Here is a 6647-nt window from a genome sequence, read left to right as displayed (position 1 = left end):
GTTGAGCAAGTACGTGTAGTAGCCCGCAACAGACCCAATCAGCCCTAGTAGGTAAATTGGTATCAGGAGAGGGATAAGCCGATGGCCGAACGTAAAGCCGATTAGCATAGCAAATAGCCCTAGGCCAACAATGGGCAATGACATCACCAGTTGAACCACAAACCAGGCCTGTAGCTGTCGCCCCCACGATAAGGCCGTGATACTGTAGGCTAAAAACTGAACATCCACCTGTTTCACTCGTCGGGCCACGTACTGCCCGCATTTCACACTGTAGAGCAAAAATAGGCTTAACAGAAAGACTACTCCTAGTGGCTCACTCACGGTCGTGAGGACTAGTTTTAAGGCATTCAGAGTAATTTGTTGCTGAGTCAGGTGCGTCTGATTCAGCACGCTGGTATAAAAGAAATTACAGAAAATGAGAATAAACAAGGCGAGCAATAAGCCGGTATGTTCCTGGTAAAAACCGCTGGCTACGACTTTAAGCAATACGCGTATCACCGGTTTTTTCATGGTTTATAGCGGATGGTAGCGTTCTCAACCAGTAGTTCCCGTACGGTGGGAAGAAGCGCTCCTTCAAAGGCCTGGTGTGATGATAAGAGAACCATTGTTTCCGGCTGGTGGCAAAACCGATCAATCCACGAATACAGAATTGGCAGTGAGTCGGCATCCAGTGTCGTCAACGGTTCGTCTAAGAGGATACAGGTAGGCTGCCCTAGAAAAGCCAACACGAGCGAAAGCTTTTTCAGCATACCACTGGAATAGGTACGCACGGGCTGATTGACATAGGAAGTCATCTGCATCGTTTCTACATAGAATGCCTCCTGCTGGTGGGGCGCTTTTTTAGCGGATTTAAAGAGCTCAATCAGTTCGATTCCCGTTAGAAATTCGGGAAAGATGGGTTCGGCTTCGGCAAAATTGACCAACTTCCGGTAAGCTACGGGTTGTTTCTTAGAATGAACTCGCTGATTAAGGATAATATCGCCTTGAAACGGTAGTATACCGGCTATTGCTTTGAGTAGCGTGCTTTTGCCTGATCCGTTCTGCCCCCTTACCCAGTAAACACCGCCTGAAATGGCAAGGCTATCAATTTGCAATACGAGCTGATTATTGTACGTTTTTCGAAACTGGTCGATTTGTAGCATTGAGAACAAAAAATGAAGAACCGTTCCGAGGTAAGTCGAAAGCGGCCTTAGACGAATGGCTCTGAGTTATCAGCCTTTTGGTTCGGAAATATGGGTTAGAGGGGTCAGATTAGCAAGCGTGTCCTATGTGTGATTCACGAGTTCACCTGACATTGTTTGAGTATTGATTGGATCTCACCACTACTTGCTTTCTCGAAAACGCTCCCACTTAAGGTGACAAGGATGGTATCAGACTGCTTCAAGAAAAGGGCGTTTAAGAAGACGCTTTTACACTCGATAGTTTGGCTAGTTCGCTTTGTAACGGCATGATGTTATAGTGGCGCAATAACCCCTGAGAGACCATCAGGTTCGTCGCTTAAAAAGACTTATTGTTAAAAATCTGTAACAGATGTTAAAAACCTTGCTTCCCATAGGTGGAACGTAATACTTGTGCTCAATTATAGAATAACGGGCGCATGAATAAGGCTATACTCTGTCTGCTACTCCTGAGCGTATCGCTCAAAACAATTGGTCAAGACGTCATTGATAACCAGTACTCGGTCTTTCGAATCTTGACGGGCCAAGATACCACCACCTTTATCGTGGTGGGCAACCAAGACGAGCTAAAGAAACGCAAACCGCTACTTATTTTTCGGCAAGGTTCCATGCCCATTCCTTTGTTTGGCCGCTACCAGCGCGGCACTGCCGCCATTATATTCCCCTTCAAAGTCAAGGACTACCTCAACCAGTATCACATCGTGGCGATTGCTAAACCAGGCGTCGCTTTGATGGCCGATTCGGCGACGATGGCCCGTACGGTCGAAACGCGAGACCCCCGATTTTCCTCCCAAAAATACCTGGATCACAACTACCTTGATTTCTATGTGAATCAAACCAATCAGGTCATTAACTACTTGGTCAAACAACCCTTTGTCGACAAAGCGAAAGTGGCCATTTGTGGAGGATCAGAAGGCTATCCAATCGCCATAAAAGTGGCGGCTACCAATCGTAAAGTTACCCATCTGATTGGATTCTCCGGTTTGTTAGAGGGCAGATGGCAGGCGCAACTGAGGGAAACCCGTGAGCGGGCCAACCTGGGAGAGTATACCTAACAACAAGCCCAGGAAGCCATCGAACGTATGTATGGATACTGGCGTGAGGTGTTGAAAAACCCCACCTCTACCAAGTCAGAAGGTGGGGATACACCATACGCAACCTATTCGTTCTCAACGAGTAAAAACTTGGAGCACTTATTAAGCTTACGTATACCCATCTATATTTGCTATGGTACAGCTGACTTATCATCAAATCTAAATGATCTACTACCCATTGAATTTGCTAGCCGAGGTAAAACGAATTTGACACTAAAGCCCTATCTGGATTATGATCATACCTTTTTCCAACTGGTGCGTGACGATAAAGGGAACGTGATTGATAAAGTCTATAAAGGCGACGAGGTAGCGGGAGAATACATGAACTGGCTGAACAAGCAATGATCGATAGGTAAACGAACGACACGATGAAAATGGGTCTATATATTGGGGGGCTCCTCTGTTGGTCCACGACAATAGCGCTTTGCCAAACCACGTATGCCAATCAAGATACGGCGTATGTTCACGCGGTGGAGAAAGCCTTCACCTCCCTTAAGAAGGGCGATTGTCGCACTTGTCTACGAGAGTACCAAAAGGCCTTTGCCATTTCTCAAAAGAGCGCCTTGAGTACCTTACGAGCCGCTGTTTGTGCTTACCAGTGTGACCAAATACCGCAAGCCCAGAGGTATTTACGTCAAGCAGCCTCGATTGATTTCTGGATTAGTGATGATGTATGGGAAAACCCAAAAGAGGCCCCCGAACTAAATAGTCTACGGAATAGCCCCCTAGCAACCGCTTTCCACCAGTACATTGATCAACAAAAGATTGCCGAAGGTCGTAACCCTACGCTAGAGCGTGAGTTGAAACAGATCTTCATCGAAGACCAACGGCCCCGTTTACAGCTGGACACGATTGGCAAACAATATGGGTTTAAATCCACGCAAGCTCAATCGCTCTGGGAGCAAATGCGGCAAGTCGATTCGATAAATCTACCCAAGGTAGAGCGAATGATTGCTCAGTACGGCTATCCAGGTAAACGATTGGTGGGTGAAAAACAAAACGAAACGGCTTGGTTAGTGATTCAACACGCCCCACTGGAGGTTCAAGAAAAATATCTACCCTTGTTGCAAGAAGCGGCTGTCCAAGGCCAACTTTCCAAAGCCAGCGTGGCGCTAACCATTGACCGTATTCGCGTAAGAAAAGGGCAAAAACAATTATATGGCTCGCAGGTGCATAACGATGCTAATGGCCAACCAATAGGCTTTGAACCTATTGACGATGAAGTAAATGTAGATAAACGCCGTGCTGAAGTGGGCTTACCCCCTTTGGCAACCTATGCTAAACATTGGGGTTTTGACTACAAGCTCCCCAACAACTAGCTAATCAATAAATAGTCTCAAAAAAACGCTCTCTTGTGAGTGGAAGGGGGTTTCTTATAGCTGCTGCTTAAACTGAGAGTATAGTTTTACAACGTATTGTTCCAACTCCTGATCCTGGGCATGAATCTTTGGGGCATGACAAGTCAATTGTTGAAAAGGGTCGTGGTTAGCTTACTGCTTAGTCATGGCCTCTGGATAGTAGGACAGGCCCAGCCCCATACCGCCCAGAATGAATTGAATCAACAACTGTTTCCGGGGGCTAAATTGCCGCCCCGGTATCGGTTTGTGTTTCCCTACCCCTTTCAGGAACATACTATTCTCACACCCGATCAGGTCAAGCTCAGTGGCTTGCTCTTCAAAGCCAAAGCAACTAGGGGAGTTATTCTTTACCTGCATGGTAGTAATAACGCTTTGAATGTGTGGGGTAAATTGGCCCCCACTTACACCCATCTCCAGTACGATGTGTTGATGTTAGACTACCGGGGGTACGGCAAAAGTGGAGGCAAGATCACCAGTGAAGCGCAACTTCACCAGGATATGCAGACGGTGTATGACTACTTAAAAAGGATGTATGCCGAAAATAAAATTATTATCTTGGGTCATTCGATGGGGACCGGCTTAGCGGCTGGTCTTGCCGCCAAGAACCACCCTAAGCAGCTTATCTTACAGGCTCCTTATTACACTATATCCGATTGGGTGCATCATTTGGTTCCTAGCGTTGATACCACTCAGATTCGGTATAAGCTGCCCACGTATCAATTTGTCCAGCAGACGACATCGCCCATTTTGCTAATTCATGGCGATGCAGACCAAGCGATCTATCCTGGTTCCTCACTCAAGCTGAAAACCTATCTCAAGCCTACCGACCAACTAGTGATTTTGAAAGGGGAAGGTCACACGGAGCTAGTTAATAACAAAGCGTATATAAAGGTTTTGCGTTCTTTCCTACGGTGACGTGTATGCTGACATTCAAGCAATGCTTGACCATTCTCTAATAAGGCTCCTTCTGAGACGAGGTAGGTTCTATGAATCTACTTCTTGAATGGGGGTGGATAGTTGAACGGCTTATATCAATAACTGTCAACACCAATCAATATCTTACGGATCTGAGTAGAGTATATTTGAACCGCTTAAAGTAAGTTAGTCTTATTGCCAACTAGAAATATTAATTTGTCGCACCGCTATCTGTAGAATAAGCTCCGTAGATTTCTCCATCCTTGACCACTACGGCACTCGAATTAACATAGCTTTTCGCCTTAAACTCCCACTTACTCTGGCCTGTCGCTGCATCGATCGCGTAAAAAGAGAACTGTTCACCACCAAAATAAACTAGATCGTTGGCTACCACTGGGCTGCTTATTGTATCAAAACTTCCTTTAAAAATATCCCATTTCTTCACCCCTGTAATGGTATTAATGGCAATCATATTATGGCCTTCATTACCTCCTATATATAGGGTATTCTCAACGATAACCGGGCTGGAAGAATAATTGCAACGTAGATCTGTAGACCATTTCTTTGTTCCTGTAGTGGCATCAATAGCCTGCACCATCAAATCACCCGCTGAAAACAGGGTTCCATTAGACAGTATTGGACTTACCAACGGTGAGCCACCATATTCTTCTCGTACGTATTCCCACTGTTTAGTCCCTGAATTCGCGTTTAGGGAAAATATTTTACCAACAATATCCTTGGGGTTACTTCTTATTTGGCTACTGGAAATATAGACTTGTCCTTTTTCGACAACCGGGCTAGAAAAAATAGGACTACCTACATCAAACTCCCATTTCTTAACACCAGACTCCGCATCTAAAGCATAAAGCTTGTTATCCGTGTAAAATGTTTCCCCGTAACTACCCACATAAATGGTACCATTGACAACGGTAGGACTAGAATACACGATCCCTCCTGTAGTGTAGGACCACCGTTTCATCCCTGAAAGGGCATCCAAGGCATACACATTTTTGTCATTACTTCCCACATAGACAATGCCGTCAACAACAGTGGGGGACGAATCAATAGACGCTCCAGACTTAAATTCCCATCGTTTCATTCCCGTAGTAGCATCCACAGCATGCAGGCTGCCATTATGATGGCCTACATAAAGTAGGTCCTTGTAAAAGATAGGGGAGGAAATAGTTGTTTTAGTAGAAAAGGTTAAGTTGTTGACGGAGTCTATCGTGTACTTCCATCGCTGTTTTCCTGTCAACGCATCGAGGGCATAGAGGTTACCGTCTTGACTTGTGAAATAAACGACATTGTCTGAGGGCACTACAGCATCTGGTTGTTTCTTACAGCTACTAAAAAACCCAGTTAGAGATAATAAAATGAGAAAGAATGTGCGCATATAGCCAGCAAAGGTAGAAGACAGTCGATTCTATGTGCAACTAATTTGATGGTACAAATAGGATTTTTTTTCTTAAAGAAAACGCTCCTAAAAATGAAAGGCAGCGGACTAGACATAACCTTTATGATCGTTTATTGTAATGACCAGAAAAGCCAGTACGCGTAACGTATTCGACGGATAGCATTGGACAGATATTGAATTTTGGATTTAATGGTGAGATCTCCCAAAACGCTCCATAAAGTGAAACGAAGAAGATGTCATCTAAGCAATCAAACAATGCCGATATGGCCTTTTTTAGGCGTCCGCCTAAAAAAGGCCATATCGAAGAGCCAGTGAGCAGGACACCCGTAAATCACTCTTTAAGCAGCTAGTGTACGTCGTCAAGTAAAAGTGGACAAAAGGGTTGGGAATGGGAAGAGACAATTCAGTAAATTGTTTCACTCAAACCTCCTTGATTATGTCCAATTCAACCAAAACTTCCAAAGGCAAACGTGCAGCTTCTCCAACCCCCACATCTGCCGAGCGTAAACCTGCTTTATCCATTATCAAAGACATCCAGCGACAAACCAGACGACAGTACACCGCGGAAGAAAAAATTCGCATTGTCCTGGAAGGCTTACAAGGCGAACAGTCAGTAGCCGAGATCTGTCGGCGAGAAGGGCTCAATACTAACATTTATTACCGTTGGAGTAAGGAGTTCCTGGAAGCG

8 protein-coding genes are annotated in these 6647 nt (G+C 45.1%); 5 read left to right on the top strand and 3 right to left on the bottom strand.

Going from position 1 to position 6647, the window contains the following annotated elements:
- Both BM202_RS36265 and BM202_RS36260 read right to left on the bottom strand, forming a co-directional pair.
- Positions 1 to 510, bottom strand: a 510-nt coding sequence (locus BM202_RS36265) for a hypothetical protein (protein WP_143100896.1), incomplete at its 3' end; no start/stop codon positions are given.
- Entirely contained in the window at positions 507 to 1142 is a 636-nt protein-coding gene (locus tag BM202_RS36260; RefSeq protein WP_093835457.1) for an ABC transporter ATP-binding protein, read from the bottom strand. The genes BM202_RS36265 and BM202_RS36260, both read right to left, overlap by 4 nt.
- Before the next feature lie 455 nt (positions 1143 to 1597).
- Between BM202_RS36260 and BM202_RS36255 the strand changes: the two genes are divergently transcribed.
- The 4 genes from BM202_RS36255 (at position 1598) to BM202_RS36240 (ending at position 4545) form a co-directional block, all read left to right on the top strand.
- Positions 1598 to 2233 carry a hypothetical protein gene (locus tag BM202_RS36255; protein ID WP_093835455.1) on the top strand — a complete coding sequence of 212 codons (636 nt, stop codon included), beginning with the start codon at positions 1598 to 1600 and terminating at the stop codon, positions 2231 to 2233.
- A 246-nt stretch (positions 2234 to 2479) separates the two neighbouring features.
- A complete protein-coding gene (locus BM202_RS37985) occupies positions 2480 to 2617 on the top strand; it encodes a hypothetical protein (protein WP_218160658.1) in 138 nt (45 codons plus the stop codon).
- 23 nt (positions 2618 to 2640) lie between these two features.
- Entirely contained in the window at positions 2641 to 3591 is a 951-nt protein-coding gene (locus BM202_RS36245; RefSeq protein ID WP_093835451.1) for a DUF6624 domain-containing protein, read from the top strand.
- A 96-nt stretch (positions 3592 to 3687) separates the two neighbouring features.
- The gene (locus BM202_RS36240; protein WP_245776943.1) at positions 3688 to 4545 is read left to right on the top strand and encodes an alpha/beta hydrolase; all 858 of its coding nucleotides are present in this window, start codon (positions 3688 to 3690) and stop codon (positions 4543 to 4545) included.
- Positions 4546 to 4756: 211 nt separating this feature from the next.
- On the opposite strand, the gene BM202_RS36235 is transcribed toward BM202_RS36240, so the two are convergent.
- On the bottom strand, positions 4757 to 5938 hold the full coding sequence (locus tag BM202_RS36235) for an outer membrane protein assembly factor BamB family protein (protein WP_093835449.1): 1182 nt from the start codon (positions 5936 to 5938) through the stop codon (positions 4757 to 4759).
- A 457-nt stretch (positions 5939 to 6395) separates the two neighbouring features.
- Here BM202_RS36235 and BM202_RS36230 point away from each other — a divergent pair.
- Positions 6396 to 6647, top strand: a 252-nt coding sequence (locus tag BM202_RS36230) for a transposase (protein ID WP_245776907.1), incomplete at its 3' end; no start/stop codon positions are given.

It is taken from the genome of Spirosoma endophyticum, assembly GCF_900112365.1.
GTDB classification, from domain to species: Bacteria; Bacteroidota; Bacteroidia; order Cytophagales; family Spirosomataceae; genus Spirosoma; species Spirosoma endophyticum.
The sequence above is the reverse complement of the archived record's forward strand: the minus strand, read 5'-3'. Positions and strand labels throughout refer to the sequence as shown.

What these genes read in the sequence shown, in the direction of transcription:
- BM202_RS36235 (WP_093835449.1), bottom strand. Translation starts at nt 5,938, where the DNA reads ATGCGCACATTCTTTCTCATTTTATTATCTCTAACTGGGTTTTTTAGT.
- BM202_RS36245 (WP_093835451.1), top strand. Translation starts at nt 2,641, where the DNA reads ATGAAAATGGGTCTATATATTGGGGGGCTCCTCTGTTGGTCCACGACA.
- BM202_RS36260 (WP_093835457.1), bottom strand. Translation starts at nt 1,142, where the DNA reads ATGCTACAAATCGACCAGTTTCGAAAAACGTACAATAATCAGCTCGTA.
- BM202_RS36255 (WP_093835455.1), top strand. Translation starts at nt 1,598, where the DNA reads ATGAATAAGGCTATACTCTGTCTGCTACTCCTGAGCGTATCGCTCAAA.